Annotated in this window: 16 protein-coding genes; 11 read left to right on the top strand and 5 right to left on the bottom strand. The window is 63.0% G+C overall.

Annotated features, from left to right (window positions below):
• A partial coding sequence (locus Q0520_RS11860) for a class I tRNA ligase family protein (protein ID WP_298670347.1) occupies positions 1 to 1,194 on the bottom strand: 1,194 nt, incomplete at its 3' end.
• A gap of 120 nt (positions 1,195 to 1,314) precedes the next feature.
• On the opposite strand from Q0520_RS11860, the gene Q0520_RS11865 reads away from it, so the two are divergent.
• The gene (locus tag Q0520_RS11865) at positions 1,315 to 1,797 is read left to right on the top strand and encodes a TIGR00725 family protein (protein WP_298670349.1); all 483 of its coding nucleotides are present in this window, start codon (positions 1,315 to 1,317) and stop codon (positions 1,795 to 1,797) included.
• Here Q0520_RS11865 and Q0520_RS11870 read toward each other — a convergent pair.
• Genes Q0520_RS11870 through Q0520_RS11880 form a run of 3 tightly spaced genes read right to left on the bottom strand, consistent with a single transcriptional unit; the run spans position 1,727 to position 4,913 of the window.
• Positions 1,727 to 3,538, bottom strand: coding sequence for a molybdopterin biosynthesis protein (locus Q0520_RS11870; protein ID WP_298670351.1), 1,812 nt, complete (start codon positions 3,536 to 3,538; stop codon positions 1,727 to 1,729). The two genes, Q0520_RS11865 and Q0520_RS11870, sit on opposite strands and share 71 nt — an antisense overlap.
• The gene (gene glp, locus Q0520_RS11875) at positions 3,532 to 4,734 is read right to left on the bottom strand and encodes a gephyrin-like molybdotransferase Glp (RefSeq protein ID WP_298670353.1); all 1,203 of its coding nucleotides are present in this window, start codon (positions 4,732 to 4,734) and stop codon (positions 3,532 to 3,534) included. The genes Q0520_RS11870 and glp overlap by 7 nt, the downstream gene beginning before the upstream one ends.
• Positions 4,731 to 4,913, bottom strand: a complete 183-nt coding sequence (locus tag Q0520_RS11880) for a hypothetical protein (protein WP_298670354.1) — start codon at positions 4,911 to 4,913, stop codon at positions 4,731 to 4,733. The genes glp and Q0520_RS11880 overlap by 4 nt, the downstream gene beginning before the upstream one ends.
• A gap of 85 nt (positions 4,914 to 4,998) precedes the next feature.
• On the opposite strand from Q0520_RS11880, the gene Q0520_RS11885 reads away from it, so the two are divergent.
• From Q0520_RS11885 to Q0520_RS11925, 9 genes are all read left to right on the top strand, one after another.
• Complete coding sequence (locus Q0520_RS11885; protein WP_298670356.1) at positions 4,999 to 6,327, top strand: D-aminoacyl-tRNA deacylase; 1,329 nt, start codon at positions 4,999 to 5,001, stop codon at positions 6,325 to 6,327.
• Positions 6,311 to 7,405, top strand: a complete 1,095-nt coding sequence (ftsZ, locus tag Q0520_RS11890; protein ID WP_298670358.1) for a cell division protein FtsZ — start codon at positions 6,311 to 6,313, stop codon at positions 7,403 to 7,405. Before Q0520_RS11885 ends, ftsZ begins: the two co-directional genes overlap by 17 nt.
• A 5-nt stretch (positions 7,406 to 7,410) precedes the next feature.
• On the top strand, positions 7,411 to 7,611 hold the full coding sequence (locus tag Q0520_RS11895) for a protein translocase SEC61 complex subunit gamma (RefSeq protein ID WP_298670360.1): 201 nt from the start codon (positions 7,411 to 7,413) through the stop codon (positions 7,609 to 7,611).
• A 5-nt stretch (positions 7,612 to 7,616) separates the two neighbouring features.
• Positions 7,617 to 8,087: a transcription elongation factor Spt5 gene (locus Q0520_RS11900; RefSeq protein ID WP_298670362.1), complete on the top strand. Its 471-nt coding sequence runs from the start codon at positions 7,617 to 7,619 to the stop codon at positions 8,085 to 8,087.
• Positions 8,088 to 8,194: 107 nt separating this feature from the next.
• The gene (locus Q0520_RS11905; RefSeq protein ID WP_298670364.1) at positions 8,195 to 8,671 is read left to right on the top strand and encodes a 50S ribosomal protein L11; all 477 of its coding nucleotides are present in this window, start codon (positions 8,195 to 8,197) and stop codon (positions 8,669 to 8,671) included.
• Positions 8,672 to 8,724: 53 nt separating this feature from the next.
• A complete protein-coding gene (locus Q0520_RS11910; protein ID WP_298670366.1) occupies positions 8,725 to 9,369 on the top strand; it encodes a 50S ribosomal protein L1 in 645 nt (214 codons plus the stop codon).
• A complete protein-coding gene (locus Q0520_RS11915) occupies positions 9,369 to 10,220 on the top strand; it encodes a 50S ribosomal protein L10 (protein WP_298670368.1) in 852 nt (283 codons plus the stop codon). Before Q0520_RS11910 ends, Q0520_RS11915 begins: the two co-directional genes overlap by 1 nt.
• Positions 10,221 to 10,247: 27 nt before the next feature.
• The gene (gene rpl12p, locus Q0520_RS11920; RefSeq protein WP_298670370.1) at positions 10,248 to 10,559 is read left to right on the top strand and encodes a 50S ribosomal protein P1; all 312 of its coding nucleotides are present in this window, start codon (positions 10,248 to 10,250) and stop codon (positions 10,557 to 10,559) included.
• Between the two features lie 145 nt (positions 10,560 to 10,704).
• Positions 10,705 to 11,808, top strand: a complete 1,104-nt coding sequence (locus Q0520_RS11925; protein ID WP_298670372.1) for a hypothetical protein — start codon at positions 10,705 to 10,707, stop codon at positions 11,806 to 11,808.
• 610 nt (positions 11,809 to 12,418) lie between these two features.
• Here Q0520_RS11925 and Q0520_RS11930 read toward each other — a convergent pair.
• Entirely contained in the window at positions 12,419 to 12,613 is a 195-nt protein-coding gene (locus Q0520_RS11930) for a hypothetical protein (RefSeq protein ID WP_298670374.1), read from the bottom strand.
• Positions 12,614 to 12,789: 176 nt separating this feature from the next.
• On the opposite strand from Q0520_RS11930, the gene Q0520_RS11935 reads away from it, so the two are divergent.
• Positions 12,790 to 13,530, top strand: a complete 741-nt coding sequence (locus Q0520_RS11935; protein ID WP_298670376.1) for a hypothetical protein — start codon at positions 12,790 to 12,792, stop codon at positions 13,528 to 13,530.
• Positions 13,531 to 13,619: the final 89 nt, after the last annotated feature.

Genomic DNA, 13,619 nt, shown 5'->3' on the forward strand with positions numbered 1-13,619 from the left:
GCACCGCCAGCAGTGGCCGTACCTGTGGGTGATCGTCCCCTGGTGGAGGAGGTGGCGGCCGAGGGCGTCGAGCACCTTCTGGTTCGTCGCTGCGTCCTTGACATAGAGGCCCTCGAAGACGCCGGCCTTCTTCGTGAACGTGCCTGTGCCGTCGACAGGGCAGAGGATGGGGAGGTTCTCCCTGATCCCGGTGAGGTAGTCGTCCCACCCGTGGCCGGGGGCCGTGTGCACGAGACCGGTGTTCTCCAGGGCGACATAGTCGGCGAGGACGACGCGGTGCGCGATCTCCTTCTGGACCGGGACGAACTCCGCGAGGGGCGACTCGTATTCCATGCCTGCAAGTCCGGTGCCGGGCACGGTGCGGATGATGTCGAAACTCTGGTACCGCCCCTTCTTGAGCACCTCCTTTACAAGGGCCTCGGCCATCCAGAGGTGCTCCTCGGCGCCGTCCTTCCGGGCGCGGACGAGGGCGTAGGTGATCTCGGGGTTGGCGGCGACGGCGACGTTCGCGGGAAGCGTCCAGGGTGTCGTCGTCCAGATGACAAGGTACTCGTCTTTTTGCCCTTTCACCGGGAACTTCACGTAGATCGAGGGGTCTGTGGCGTCGTCATACTCGACCTCGGAGTCGGCGATCGCGGTCTCGCAGCGCGGGCACCAGTTCACGACGCGGGAGCCCTTCTCCAGCATCCCGTTCTTCTCGGCCTCTTTCAGGGTCCACCAGGCCGCCTCGATGTACTCCTTCTTCAGGGTCTGGTAGGGTTCGTCGAAGTCGAGCCAGATACCCAGTTCCCTGAACTGGTCTGACATCTCGCCCATCTTGGTGATGGCGTACGTCCGGCAGCTCTCGATGAAACGGTCGATCCCGAAGGTCTCGATGTCCTTCTTGGAGGCGAAGCCGAGTTCGTGCTCAACCTGCACTTCGATGGGCAGGCCGTGCATGTCGTAGCCGGCACGCTCAATGACGTTCATCCCGCACATCCTGTGGTGGCGGAGGACGGCGTCCTTCAGGATCTTGTTCCATGCCGTGCCCAGGTGGATGTGGCCGGTGGTGTACGGCGGGCCGTCCACGAAGAAGAACTGTTTCCCTGAGCGCCGCAGGTCCTTTACCGCATGGTAGGTGTCGTTGGCCCGCCAGAACTCCCTGGCCGAGGCCTCGACAGCCTTCGCATCATAACTGCTGGTGACTTCCTTCACCTCTATCCCTCAACTCGCCCCGGAGGGCGTGATCATATCTGATATGATGGGTCCCCCCGCTCAAAGTATTTTTTCAATGTATCCGTCACATCCTTCTCCCTGTCTGCCGACCTCTTCGTCATGCAGATCGCAGTCATCGGTACCGGGACTCCCTCTCCCGCCGAATCCGCCGCGGCGGAGACGGTCGGCGCTCTCCTTGCGGACGGGGGTGCCGTCCTCCTCTGCGGCGGCCTTGGGGGTGTGATGGAAGCGGTGTGCCGGGGAGCGAAGGCGCACGGCGGGACGACGGTCGGGATCATCCCCGGCACGGAAGGGGAGAACCCGTACGTCGGGGTCGTCGTCAGGAGCAACATGGGCGAGGTGCGGAACGCTCTCATCGTCGCCTCGGCCGACGCCGTCGTCGCGGTCGGCGGCGGTTACGGCACCCTCTCCGAGATCGCCCTTGCATTGAAGATGAAAAAAGAGGTCTTCGGGGTGGGCACCTGGACGATCGACGGGGTCGTCCCCTGCGCCGCGCCCGAAGACGCGGTGCTCAGGGCAGTCTCCGCCGCACGCCGGTCTCGGCCGTCCGGTAACCGCCCATCTCCTGAAGGGTCTTCTTGAAGGTCTCCGAGGAGACCGCGTCCGCGACCGCCGCCACCCGCGGGTCGTCGAGGGCGTCGGCATGCATCACCAGTTCGTAGCGCTCGGTCGCCACCGGCGTGAAGACGAGGTCGAGGGCCTTCGCCGCCGAGTACACCCCCATGCCGCAGTCGGCCTCCCCCGACCTGACGGCCAGGGCGACGCCGAGGTGCGTGGTGAACTCTCTCTCGTACCCCTGTATCCCCGAGGGATCGATCCCCGTCTCGCCGAGGATACGGTCGAAGAGGATACGCGTCCCCGACCCTTTCTGGCGGTTTGCGTAGCGCAGGACAGGGAGGTCGTCGAAGGAGACCTTTTCCCGCGAGATGAGCCCCTGCTCCCTCTCCGCCACGCAGAGGAGGACGAGGTCCTCGTCGGGGAGGTACTTCCTCAGGTACGGGAGGTTGTACTCGCCGTCCGCGCCGAGACCGCCCATCGACCCGACGTGCGTCGAGTGGATGTCCACGCCCGCCGGCCTCACAAGGTCGGCGAGACGGTCCAGGCAGGGGTCGTGGCTGCCGGTGATGAGCACCCCTTCCCCGGCCTGCCGCTGCGGCACGAGGAGGCGGGCGGTGATAGTCTCCCCGGCCTCGGCACCCTCCTTCGATGACGGGATCGTCATCAGGGCGTTCGCCCGCACCGCGGACATCTGGACGCCCGCGCCCCGCGACTGGGGCACGGCCACCCACCTCTCCCCGATCCTCCCCACGGAGAGGAGGACGAACTCGTCGGTGCCGATGTCCGAATGGAGCGTCGTCGTGAGGGTGGCGTCCACAGTCTCTGGTTCAGGGACCGGGAAACCGTACTGCCCGACGAGGGGGGTGACGATCTCCCTCAGGACCGTGTAGGCGGCAAGGGGGTAGCCCGGCAGCCCGATGACGGGCTTTCCCTCGATCTCCCCGATGATCACCGGTTTTGCCGGCTTGATCCCGACGCCGTGGACGAGCACCTCGCCGCGTTCGGCGATGAGAGAGGCGGTGAAGTCCCGCGTCCCCGCGGACGAACCCGCGGAGACGATGAGGAGGTCGTTCTCCCTGATCCCCCTCTCGATCGCCGCCCTGATCTGGTCGGGTTCGTCGGGCACGACCGGGTACCGTCTCGCCGCCACGCCGAGGGACCTGAGGTGCGCCGCCGCCATCAGGGAGTTGCTCTCCACCGCCTGCCCGGGTCCGGGCCGCGTGCCCGCGGGCACAAGTTCGCTCCCTGTCGGGACAATGCCCGCGGAGAAGGCGAGCACCTCCACCTCGGTCACGCCGTAGGCGGCGAGGGCGCCGAGTTCGTGTGGCCGGATCGCGTGGAGGGAGGGGAGGATCATCTCCGACTCGCCGATGTCCTCGCCGACAGGCCGCACATGCTGCCAGGGGGCCGCCGGTTTCCTGATCGTCCAGGTGCCCTCGCCGATCCAGACGTCCTCGATCATGACGACCGCGTCGTAATCGGTCGGCACCAGGTTGCCGGTGTTCACCCGCACGGCGTCTGTGAGGACGATCGGTCTCGTCTCCGAAGCTCCGTGTGTCTCTGCGCTCCGGACGGCGATCCCGTCCATTGCCGAGATGTGCATGCCCGGCACGGAGAAGCGGGCATAGATCGGTCCTGCGGTCACCCGCCCCGCCGCCTCGTCGAGAGGCACCGTCTCTGTCCGCGGCCGCCGTCCCCCGAACCTCTCCCTGATTATATCGAGGGCGCGTGCGAGGGAGACGAGGTCGAGGTACCTCGTCACCACAGTAGGACCTCCACCTCGTCGCCCTCCTCGAACCCCTCCCTTCCTGCAGGGACGACGACCAGGCCGTCGCTCTTCACCAGGGTGTTCAGGAGTCCGGACTTCCCGAAGACAGGCGTCGCCGTGCCGTCCTGCACGCCGACGCGGACATAGTCCTCCCGCCCCTTTGCCGAGGGGATGTTCGCGGCAAGCCGCGCCCGCACCCGGCGCACAGGGACAGGCGCCCCCGAGAGCACCGCAAAGAGGTGACTGACCACCGCCACAAGGACAACATAGGCCGACCCCGGGTGACCGGGCAACCCGATCACCGGCGTCCCCCCGATCGTCCCGATGATCGTCGGTTTTCCCGGCGAGATGGCGACCCCGTGGACGAGCACCTTCCCGAGTTCGCCGATCACCCGTGCGGTCATGTCACGCATGTCCTTCGAACTCCCGCCCGAGATGAGGACGCAGTCGCACTCGGCGACGGCCCGCTCAAGGACCGGGCGGAGGAGCGCCGGGTCGTCTCTCACGATCCCGTAGCGCACAGGTTCGCAGCCGTGCTCCCGGACGAAACCCGAGCACAGGTAGCCGTTGGCGTCCCGCACCTGTCCGGCGGCGAGGTCGGCCTCCACCGGCACCACCTCGTTTCCCGTCGAGATGATCCCGACACGCGGCAGCTTCAGCACCCTGACCGTCGCCACCCCCGCCGAGGCGAGGACTCCGAGGTCCTGCGGCGTGAGGCGCCTCCCTTTCGGGAGGACAACCGCGCCGGTTGCAAAGTCCTCGTCGCGGGAGAGCACGTTCTCTCCCGGTGCGACCGGCCTCTGGACGAGCACCTCGTCCTCCACGGCCTCGGAGTACTCGATCATGGCGACGGCGTCCGCCCCCGCCGGGAGCACCCCGCCTGTCGGGATATACCAGCATGTGCCGGGGCCCACCGTCCCCGGCGGCGCCCGGCCCATCTCGATCCTCCCCTTCAGGGAGAGCATCGCCGGGATCGCCTCCGAGGCGCCGGTCGTCTCCGACGCCTTCACGGCATACCCGTCCACCACCGACCTGTCGAAGCCGGGCAGGTCGTGGCCCGCCCTCACGTCGTCGGCAAGCACCCGGTGGAGGGCGTCTTCCAGCCGCACCTCCTCGGTGCCGGCAGGCCTGGCAGTCGAGCGGACGACCTCAACGGCGCGGCTGACCGGCACCACATCGAGAAAGAGGCTCATCTGAAGCAACCCAGCTGGCAGGCGCGGATCTTGATCTTCGGGTCGTGGCGGTTGCAGTACCGGGCGATGTCCGACTTTGGTATACCGTACTTCTCGCTGATCGCAAACGCCTGTTCACACCTGATCTCGGTGGTGACCCCGTTCTCGGCGAATGCCTTCTGGATCAGTTCTTCGTCCATGATGAGATGATTGCCCGCAAAGGAGAATAGTGTTTTCGGCCGTTGGCCGGGTAAGACTTTAGCCCCCTGGTGCGAATTCATCTTCATGCATATTGCCTTCCTTCACTCGTCCCTCGACCCTGCGGGGCGAAACCTCGCCCGCCGGACGAGGGAACTCCTTTCAGAACGGGACGACTGGCCCCTCTGCCGGGCGGCGTCCCTCTCCTTCCACGAGACCGGAGGGCGTCTCATCTATGCCGAAGGGGCAGACCGTGACCTCGGTGCCGACGTCCTCGTCTTCCTCTCCCGGCACTCGAGTACCCACCCGACGCCGGCCCTCACCGTCCATGTCACCGGCAACTACGGTGACCCCGTCTTCGGTGGAGAGGCCCGGACCCTCGCCCCGGCGGCGCCCGCCATGATGCACGCCGTCCTCCGCGGCCTCGCCCGCCACGCCCCGCCGGGCTACCGGGCCAGTTACGAGGCGACCCATCACGGCCCTACGACCCTCTCCACCCCCTCTCTCTTCGTCGAGATCGGGAGCACCGAGACCGAGTGGAATGACCCGGCCGCGGCAGATGCCGCCGCCCGAGCCGTCCTGGAGGCCGTGCCCGGCGACGTGATCCCCCTCCTCGGTTTCGGCGGCACCCATTACGCCGTCCGCCAGACAGAGATCGCGCTCTCTTCGCAGGGGGCCTTCGGTCACATCGCCCCCTCGCGGGAAGTCCCCGCCCTCGACCGCGACCTCGTCGCCGCCATGGCCCGGCAGACCGGGTCGGTCGCCGCCTACCTTGACAGAAAAGCGCTCGCAAAAACCGACACCGACCGCCTGCAGGAGATCCTTGCCGGCCTTGGCCTGCCGGTCCTCTCCGAGGGCGAGATCACCGATATCGGCGACCTCTCCTGGGAGACGTACACTGCTATCCGTGCGGCGGCAGAGGAGATCGCGCCGGACGGCCGCGTCCATCCCGGCGCCCTTGCGGGATCGGGCCGTCCTGTCGTTGTGACAATACCTGGAGCCCTTGTCTCGGAGGCCGATAAGGCCGGCCCAAAGGCGTTCAGAGAGGCACTCGCCCTCCTCCCTGCGGCATCGATCGCCGGGGAGCACGGAGAGATCCTCCCGACGTTCATCACCTTCGAGAATCAAAGAAAAGAAATAATACATTATTTAATATCCCTGTGTATTAAAATCATAGATGATCGGTGGAGCACTGCAACTGACGGGGACGATCTCGTCGTCATGAAGACGAGGTTCGACCCCGGTAGGGCACGAAAACTCGGGGTTCCGAAAGGCCCGCTCTTCGGACGCCTTTCGAGCGGCCAGACCATCGAGGTCGGAGGCGGGACGATCACCCCGGCCATGGTCAGTTCCTGCAGTGAGACACGCATCCACATCCCGGGGTTGGAGAGGTATATCGATGAAGTCCATAGTTGAAGAGGCACTATCACGGGCACGAGACGAGTTTGAGACCGCCGTCCAGCCGGACGACGAGCTTGAGGAACTCCTGCGGGACCTCAAGACCGAGATCGTCGTCGTCGGATGCGGCGGCGGTGGTTCGAACACGATGACAAGGATCTCTGAAGAAGGCGTGGTGGGAGCGCGGCTCATCGCGGTCAACACCGACGCCCAGCACCTCATCCGCACCAAGGCCGACAAGAGGATCCTCATCGGCCGCCAGCGGACGCGCGGCCTCGGTGCTGGTTCCATCCCCCAGATCGGCGAGGAAGCCGCTCTGGAGAACGAGGACCAGATCAAGGCGTCCCTGGAGGGTGCCGACATGGTCTTCATCACCACCGGCCTCGGCGGCGGCACGGGCACAGGTTCCGCCCCGATCGTCGCCAAGGCGGCACATGAAGAGGGCGCCCTGACGATCGCCATCGTGACCCTCCCCTTCACCTCCGAGGGCTCGATCAGGATGGAGAACGCCGAGGCAGGTCTTGAGCGCCTGCGCGACGTTGCCGACACCGTGATCGTCGTCCCGAACGACCGTCTCCTCGAAGTCGTGCCGCGCCTGCCCCTCTATGCCGCTTTCAAGGTGGCCGACGAGGTGCTCATGCGGGCGGTCAAGGGGATCACCGAACTGATCACCGTGCCCGGCCTCGTGAACCTGGACTTCGCCGATGTGCGGACCGTGATGGAACGCGGCGGCGTCGCCATGATCGGCATGGGGGAGTCCGACGCCGAGGACAAAGCGGCCGATTCGGTGAAAAAAGCCCTGCGGTCGCCCCTCCTTGACGTGGACATCTCCGGCGCCACAGCGGCGCTCGTCAACGTCGTCGGTGGTCCAGACATGACAATGGCCGAGGCCGAGGGTGTCGTCCAGGAGGTCTACAACAGGATCGACCCGACCGCCCGGATCATCTGGGGCGCCCAGGTCGACCCTGATATGGAGGGCAAGGTGCGGACGATGCTCGTCGTCACCGGTGTGAACTCCCCCCAGATCTATGGGCGGGGCGAGCGCAAGTCTCTTCCCCGCGTGGCGAAAGAATTTGATATAGACTTTCTGAGGTGAGATGAATGGAGATCAATGCCGGAACCGCAAAACTAGGATCTCTCTATGAAGAGTATATCCAGAAATACCTCCGTGTCCTGAAACTGGCGCGGACGCCGTCCCGTGATGAGTTTACCAAGATCGCTCTTGTTGCGGCAGTGGGCGTCTTCGTCATCGGCCTGATCGGGTTTACGATCTATGAAGTGATGCTCCTGCTGCCGCAATGATGTCCATGAGCGATGAAAACGTAACACGGATATATGCCGTCAAGACAACGGCGAAACAGGAACGCTCCGTCGCGGACGGGATCTACCGTGCGGTCCTGCACGACCCCTCCTTCAAGGTGAAGGCGGTGGTCGCTCCCGACGAACTGAAGGGCTATGTTCTTGTCGAAGCCGACGAACCTCACGCACGTATCGCCGAACTGATCGAAGCGGTGCCAAGTGCCCGTGCCGTGGTACCCGGCGAGACGTCCCTTGCGGAGATGGGACACTACCTGGTCCCGAAACCGGTCGTGTCCGGTATCGACGAGGGTACGATCGTCGAACTTATCGCCGGGCCCTTCAAGGGCGAGAAGGCCGTTGTCAAGAGGGTCGACACCTCTAAGGAAGAGATCACTGTGGAACTGTACGAGGCTATGGTGCCGATCCCGATCACCGTGCGCGGCGACAATGTCCGCGTGATTGACCGGGGCGAAGCCTGATCCTCTTCATCTTTTTTCAAAATTTCTGTGATAGTTTTAAGTGCGCACCGGGAAAACCTTAGTCACCCAGGCTAAGTCCCTTCTGGGAAAAGCATGGTGATTGTACTATGGCAGAAACGGTCGAGGTATTGGTACCCGGTGGAAAGGCAACTGCAGGTCCGCCTATTGGTCCTGCCCTGGGTCCCCTCGGTATCAACGTGAAGGCGGTCATTGACGAGATCAATAAGAAGACCGCCGAATTCAACGGCATGCAAGTGCCGGTGACGATCGAAGTCGACGAGAAGAAGAACTTCACCGTAACGGTGGGTATTCCTCCGACGACCGCTCTCGTCATGAAGGAAGCTGGTATCGAGAAGGGGTCAGGAACGCCGTCCACCCAGTTCGTGGGTGATCTGCCGCTCGAGGCCGCTGTCAGAATCGCACGCATGAAGATCGACGACATGCTCTCCTACCGCCTGAAGATGGCGGTGAAGGAGGTTGTCGGGACCTGTGTCTCTCTCGGTGTGACGGTCGAAGGCCGCAAGCCGAAGGAGATGCTGAAAGCGATCGATGCGGGCGAGTTCGACGGCGTGCTCGAGAATTAAACGGGATTCATCCATAGGAGATCGAAGACGGTCGTATACTATGGAGGCACGTAATGGTTGAAAGAGAACAGATACTGAAGGCTGTGCAGACGGCTCTTGAGACTGCGCCGGAACGCAAGTTCACGGAGAGCGTTGATCTCACGATCAACCTCAAGAATATCGACATGTCGCAGCCGAAAAACCGTATTGATGAGACTATCCTTCTCCCCCGCGGGATGGGCACGCCGATAAAGGTCGCTGTCCTCGGTAAAGGCGAGATCACGACGCAGGCCAAGGAGGTCAACGTCGATCTGGTCATCTCCCCCGAGGAGATCGAGCGGCTTGGCGGCGAACCCCGTGAGGCACGGAAGATCGCAAACGATTACCGGTTCTTCCTTGCGGAAACGAGTGTGATGGGTCTTGTGGGCCGCTGGCTCGGTCCGAGGCTCGGGCCCCGCGGCAGGATGCCGATGCCGATTCCGACCGGCACGGACGTCCGCCCGATCATCGAGAGGCTCCGCTCCTCGGTGAAGATCCGGTCGAAGGACAAGAAGGTCTTCCACGCACCTGTGGGGAGCACCGCAATGTCCGCTGAGGAACTCACCGACAACGTCGACGCGGTCATGAAGAAGATCGAGTCGGTGCTCGAGCAGGGTCAGCAGAACATCCGCTCGGTCTATGTGAAGACGACCATGGGTCCGGCAGTGAGGCTGATCTGATGGCGCTTTACACCCACCACCTTCCGGCATGGAAGAAGAACCAGATCGATGAGATCAAGCGGCACTTTGCCGACTATCCTGTGGTCGGGCTTGTGGATATGTACGGTATCCCGGCGACCCAGCTCCAGAATATCAGGCAGAACCTCCGTGAGGTCGCCTACATCAAGATGACCAGGAACACCCTGACCTCTCGCGCTCTGGAAGAGGTCGGCGGTGAGGTCGCCGCGATAGGCGAGCACATCTCCGGGCAGAGTGCTCTCATCTTCACGAAAGAGAACCCCTTCAAGCTCTACAAGCTCCTTGAGCAGACGAAGACGAAGATGGCCGCAAAGCCGGGCGAGACTGCTCCGGAGGACATCGTCGTCCCCAAGGGCCCGACGAGCTTCAAGCCGGGTCCGATCGTCGGCGAACTCCAGCAGGCCGGTGTCCCGGCCATGATCGAGGCCGGCAAGGTCAAGATCAGGGAGACGAAGACGGTCGTGAAGAAGGGCGAGGTCATCAACGCAAAGATGGCCGACGTGCTCGCAAAGCTTGACATCAAGCCGATGGATGTTGGCCTTATCCTCAAGGCGGCATTCCAGAATGGCACGGTCTTCGCACCCGAGACGCTCGCGATCGACGAGTCTGTCTACCTTGGCAAGATCTCGCTCGCGGCCCAGCAGGCATTCAACCTGTCTGTGAACGCGGCGATCCCGACGACGGAGACGACCGGTGCGATCCTGGCGAAGGCTGTCCGCGACGCGAGGAGCCTCGGCATCGAAGCCGGTGTCTACGAGAAGGAGATCATCGACGCTATCATTGGAAAGGCGTACAGATCATCGCTTGCCCTGAAGGGAATTGTCGAACAATAAAATCCAGAACAATTTGAGGTGAATGAAATGGAATACATCTACGCTGCACTGCTCCTGCACAACGCAGGCAAGGACATCAACGAAGAGAACGTCAAGGCTGTTCTCTCCGCTGCCGGTATCGCTGCTGACGACGCCCGTGTGAAGGCCCTCGTGGCCGCTCTCGACGGTGTTGACATTGAGGAGGCCATCTCGAAGGCCGCCGTCGCCACCGTCGCCGCTGCACCTGCCGCAGCCGCCGCTCCGGCCGCAGCCGCACCCGCTGAGGAAGAGGCTAAGGAAGAGAAGAAGGAAGAGGAAGAAGAGTCCGGCATGGCCGGCCTCGGTGCCCTCTTCGGCTAAATCTTTTTTTCCTTTTCGCATCTATCCGGGTACTTTTGCAGACCGGTGTTTTTATCCTGTATTTTATCGTAATTGTGGTTTGAGACGTCTCTTTTCGGAAGGTTCATTTGCGTATCGGGAGATAGAACCCCGATAGAGTATGCAGGTGTTCAGACTTTTTGCTCTCGTTTTTCTTTCTCTCATCGTCTGTGTCGCTCCGGCTGCGGCTATTGTCCCGGACGAGCCTTTCGATCCTCTGGTGGCGGTCTTCCTCCTCGTCTTCCTGCTGACGCTCGCCTGCATCGGTTCTGCGATCGCCGGTGCTCTGACCACGCTCATCTTTCTTCTCCTTGAGCGTCTTCCCCTGCCCCGGGTACGGGCCGCCCTTCCCCCTCTCCTCCTCGTCCTCATAGCGGGTGCGACCCTTGCGGGGGTGTGGGACCGGTACACCGTTCCGTTTTCTCTCGACCTGAGTCTCCCTCTTGCCATGGCCGTGCTCACGCCCTGGCCGCTGGTGGCGTCCCGGTTCGGGGACGGGCGGCGGCCGTGGTATCTGGTGCTGGTCGCCGCGATCACGACTGCTCTCCTTGTCGGCCTGAACTTCTTCCCGCTGGTCAATGGGCCCGGTGAGGTCGCCTCCGTCTTCCCGGACAGGATCGACGCGTTCATCGAGATAGGCGAGATGTTCTGTGTTGCGTGCGTTGCCTGGTCTCTGATGGTCCTGCTCGGTCGTTTTAGAGAAGGAGAATACGTTTTTCTCCTTGCACCTCTCCTGGTCTTTGCGTGGTTGTTCCTCGGCCGGGGGGCGCCGGCCCATATCTTTCCCGAGGGTGCGCTTCTTGCCGGCGGGGTCGCCTCACTCTTCCTTGCTCTCGCCGCGGCGACAGGCAGGAGGTGGGTCCCGGCCCTCGCCCTCGTTGCTGCGGCCCTGGCGGTTGCGTGGGGGTACGCGGCCCTCCTGACTTCGGGGGGTGCGTGGTTCCTCCTCAATGTCGCCCTCTTCATCGTCCTGATGCTCGCACTGGGTACTGCCGGCGGTCTCCTTCTCGTCCGCCCAAAGAGCCTGCCGTGGTGCATGGGTGCGGCCTTCGCCGCCCCGCTTCTTGTCTCTCTCGGGTATATGCTCGCCGGTGGTGACTGGTGGGAGGTCTGGAGGGTAGTAGGGTCGTCCGTCCCCTCTCTGCTCGGACTCTGTGCGGTGAGCGTGCTCGTTGCAGTGGTGGTCGGCGGCGTGGCGAGGTGGGTGGAGAGAGAAAAACAGGGTGGATGAATTTACCGACGTGGCGATGAATTGGCAATGGTGATTTCAGCGCGTACCTCTCTTCGTCATTTTTTCCGCCGCGCCTCGGGTGCGTCAGAATGCATTAATATAATCCCTCCTGATCCTTCAGATGATGAAGGCCAGAATGCGACGGGCCGGGTGAAAATGTCCCGTGTACTGCCCCATTTTTGGTAATCATCTTCTTTCATGAAAGGGGAATGGTGTCATATGATCGTCGGGCACACCTGCTGTCCCTGCCGAACCGCAGGATAGACCGGGCTTTGTGAAGATGGCGGCGCATTTTCTCCTGACGGCGGACGACGGGTGCCCCCGGTATGCCCTGCGTCTGATGGAGTTCGGCCCGGTCGGGGTCACCTCGTACACCAGGTGAAGAACACCGGTGCAGGTGTGCTGCGGATGATCTGCACGGTCCCGCTCTTTCCCGGGAAGGACGGGAAGACGGCGCCGCCGTGTGAGGAGTGAGTGCTGTAACTCGATCTCTTCTGGAGGGTTTGAGTGCGATACCTCAATTCCGGTTACTGCACTATCCCTTCCCCTGACCGTTACGCCGAGACGACAGGAATTCGGGCTGACACTCCTGCCCCCATCGAGGGAACGATCACTTCTCGTAGGCGATGAGGATCTTCCCGAGTTTTTTCTCCTTCTCCCTGATCTCCCCGATCTCGCCCTCGGTGAGACGTGCGATCGCCGGCACCTTCTCGTAGGCGACGAGGACGGTCCCGAACTCCTTTTCAAAGGCCTGAAGTCTCTTCACTTTTTCGTCGGAGAGATGGGCATACGCGGTGCACTGCATGGCATCACCGTGCCGGGATTGTCCTGCCCTCATATAAATGTTCCATTCCGCCATATCTACCTGATTTTTTCTCCTCTGTTGCATCTGCGTTGCTGGATCCCGGTTAGTCCCTCCCCTCGCAGCGAGGTTCCAAAGGTTTATGTCCCCCGCATCCTATCTCTCCCGCGAGGTGGGAGATGATCGCGGAGGAGTCGGCATATCACCGGCCTTTTCTCGACCTCTGGTTCTCGGTGCCGTACCGCTACCCTGCCGCACCCGACCCCTCTTCTCTCTCCTGCACCCTCTGCACTCTCCTCGCCCCTGTCAGGTCGGCCTTCTTCTCCGCTCGGGCCGCCGATTTCTTGACGCGGGGTACCCTGCCGGTTGCAGTCGAGATTGCCGGGCGCACCTATCTCCACCTGGTCGGGGACAACCCCCCGCGTTTTCGCACCCTGATCAGGCGTACCGACGACCCCTGCCAGTACGAGTTTCTCATCCTCCCCCGCGACCGCTACTCTCTCCATGACCTCGCTACGGACAGGAAGGCGCTCCTTGCAGTGAACCGCCTGCTTTCAAGCGGCACGCCTGCGCCTCTCTCCTATGCTGGTTTTGACGAGGAAGGGGAACCAGTCGGCAGGACCTCCTTCGGCGCCCTCTCGATGCGCTACCTGATGCGCGACAGGATCAGGGCGGCGGTCTCCGACCTTTTCTTCGACAAGTTCTGCTTCTTCGAGACGGTCTTCGAGAGTGTCCGGTGCCTCCAGGCGGGAGGTGCCGGTGAATATACCGCCGCCTGGATCGCAAAGGTCGATGCGATCCTGGAGGAGGAACTGGCGCGGCAGCAGATCGACCGTGCGGTGCTGGAAAAACGGAAGAGGTCCCTGAACTCCTTTATCCAGAGTGTCCGCCGCCGGACCACCCTCCCGCAGATGCGGTAGGGGCAGGGGGACTACCGCGGCCTGTTCCGGGGGGTTTCGGTGAAGACCGATGGTCTTCTTGAATCGCTGACGCTCGTCACTCGAAAATC

The sequence above is a fragment of the uncultured Methanofollis sp. genome, from assembly GCF_937919355.1.
Lineage (GTDB): Archaea > Halobacteriota > Methanomicrobia > Methanomicrobiales > Methanofollaceae > Methanofollis.

What these genes read in the sequence shown, in the direction of transcription:
- Q0520_RS11865 (WP_298670349.1), top strand. Translation starts at nt 1,315, where the DNA reads ATGCAGATCGCAGTCATCGGTACCGGGACTCCCTCTCCCGCCGAATCC.
- Q0520_RS11910 (WP_298670366.1), top strand. Translation starts at nt 8,725, where the DNA reads ATGGTTGAAAGAGAACAGATACTGAAGGCTGTGCAGACGGCTCTTGAG.
- Q0520_RS11895 (WP_298670360.1), top strand. Translation starts at nt 7,411, where the DNA reads ATGGAGATCAATGCCGGAACCGCAAAACTAGGATCTCTCTATGAAGAG.
- Q0520_RS11935 (WP_298670376.1), top strand. Translation starts at nt 12,790, where the DNA reads ATGATCGCGGAGGAGTCGGCATATCACCGGCCTTTTCTCGACCTCTGG.
- Q0520_RS11880 (WP_298670354.1), bottom strand. Translation starts at nt 4,913, where the DNA reads ATGGACGAAGAACTGATCCAGAAGGCATTCGCCGAGAACGGGGTCACC.
- Q0520_RS11885 (WP_298670356.1), top strand. Translation starts at nt 4,999, where the DNA reads ATGCATATTGCCTTCCTTCACTCGTCCCTCGACCCTGCGGGGCGAAAC.
- glp (WP_298670353.1), bottom strand. Translation starts at nt 4,734, where the DNA reads ATGAGCCTCTTTCTCGATGTGGTGCCGGTCAGCCGCGCCGTTGAGGTC.
- Q0520_RS11915 (WP_298670368.1), top strand. Translation starts at nt 9,369, where the DNA reads ATGGCGCTTTACACCCACCACCTTCCGGCATGGAAGAAGAACCAGATC.
- ftsZ (WP_298670358.1), top strand. Translation starts at nt 6,311, where the DNA reads ATGAAGTCCATAGTTGAAGAGGCACTATCACGGGCACGAGACGAGTTT.
- Q0520_RS11905 (WP_298670364.1), top strand. Translation starts at nt 8,195, where the DNA reads ATGGCAGAAACGGTCGAGGTATTGGTACCCGGTGGAAAGGCAACTGCA.
- rpl12p (WP_298670370.1), top strand. Translation starts at nt 10,248, where the DNA reads ATGGAATACATCTACGCTGCACTGCTCCTGCACAACGCAGGCAAGGAC.
- Q0520_RS11900 (WP_298670362.1), top strand. Translation starts at nt 7,617, where the DNA reads ATGAGCGATGAAAACGTAACACGGATATATGCCGTCAAGACAACGGCG.
- Q0520_RS11930 (WP_298670374.1), bottom strand. Translation starts at nt 12,613, where the DNA reads ATGCAGTGCACCGCGTATGCCCATCTCTCCGACGAAAAAGTGAAGAGA.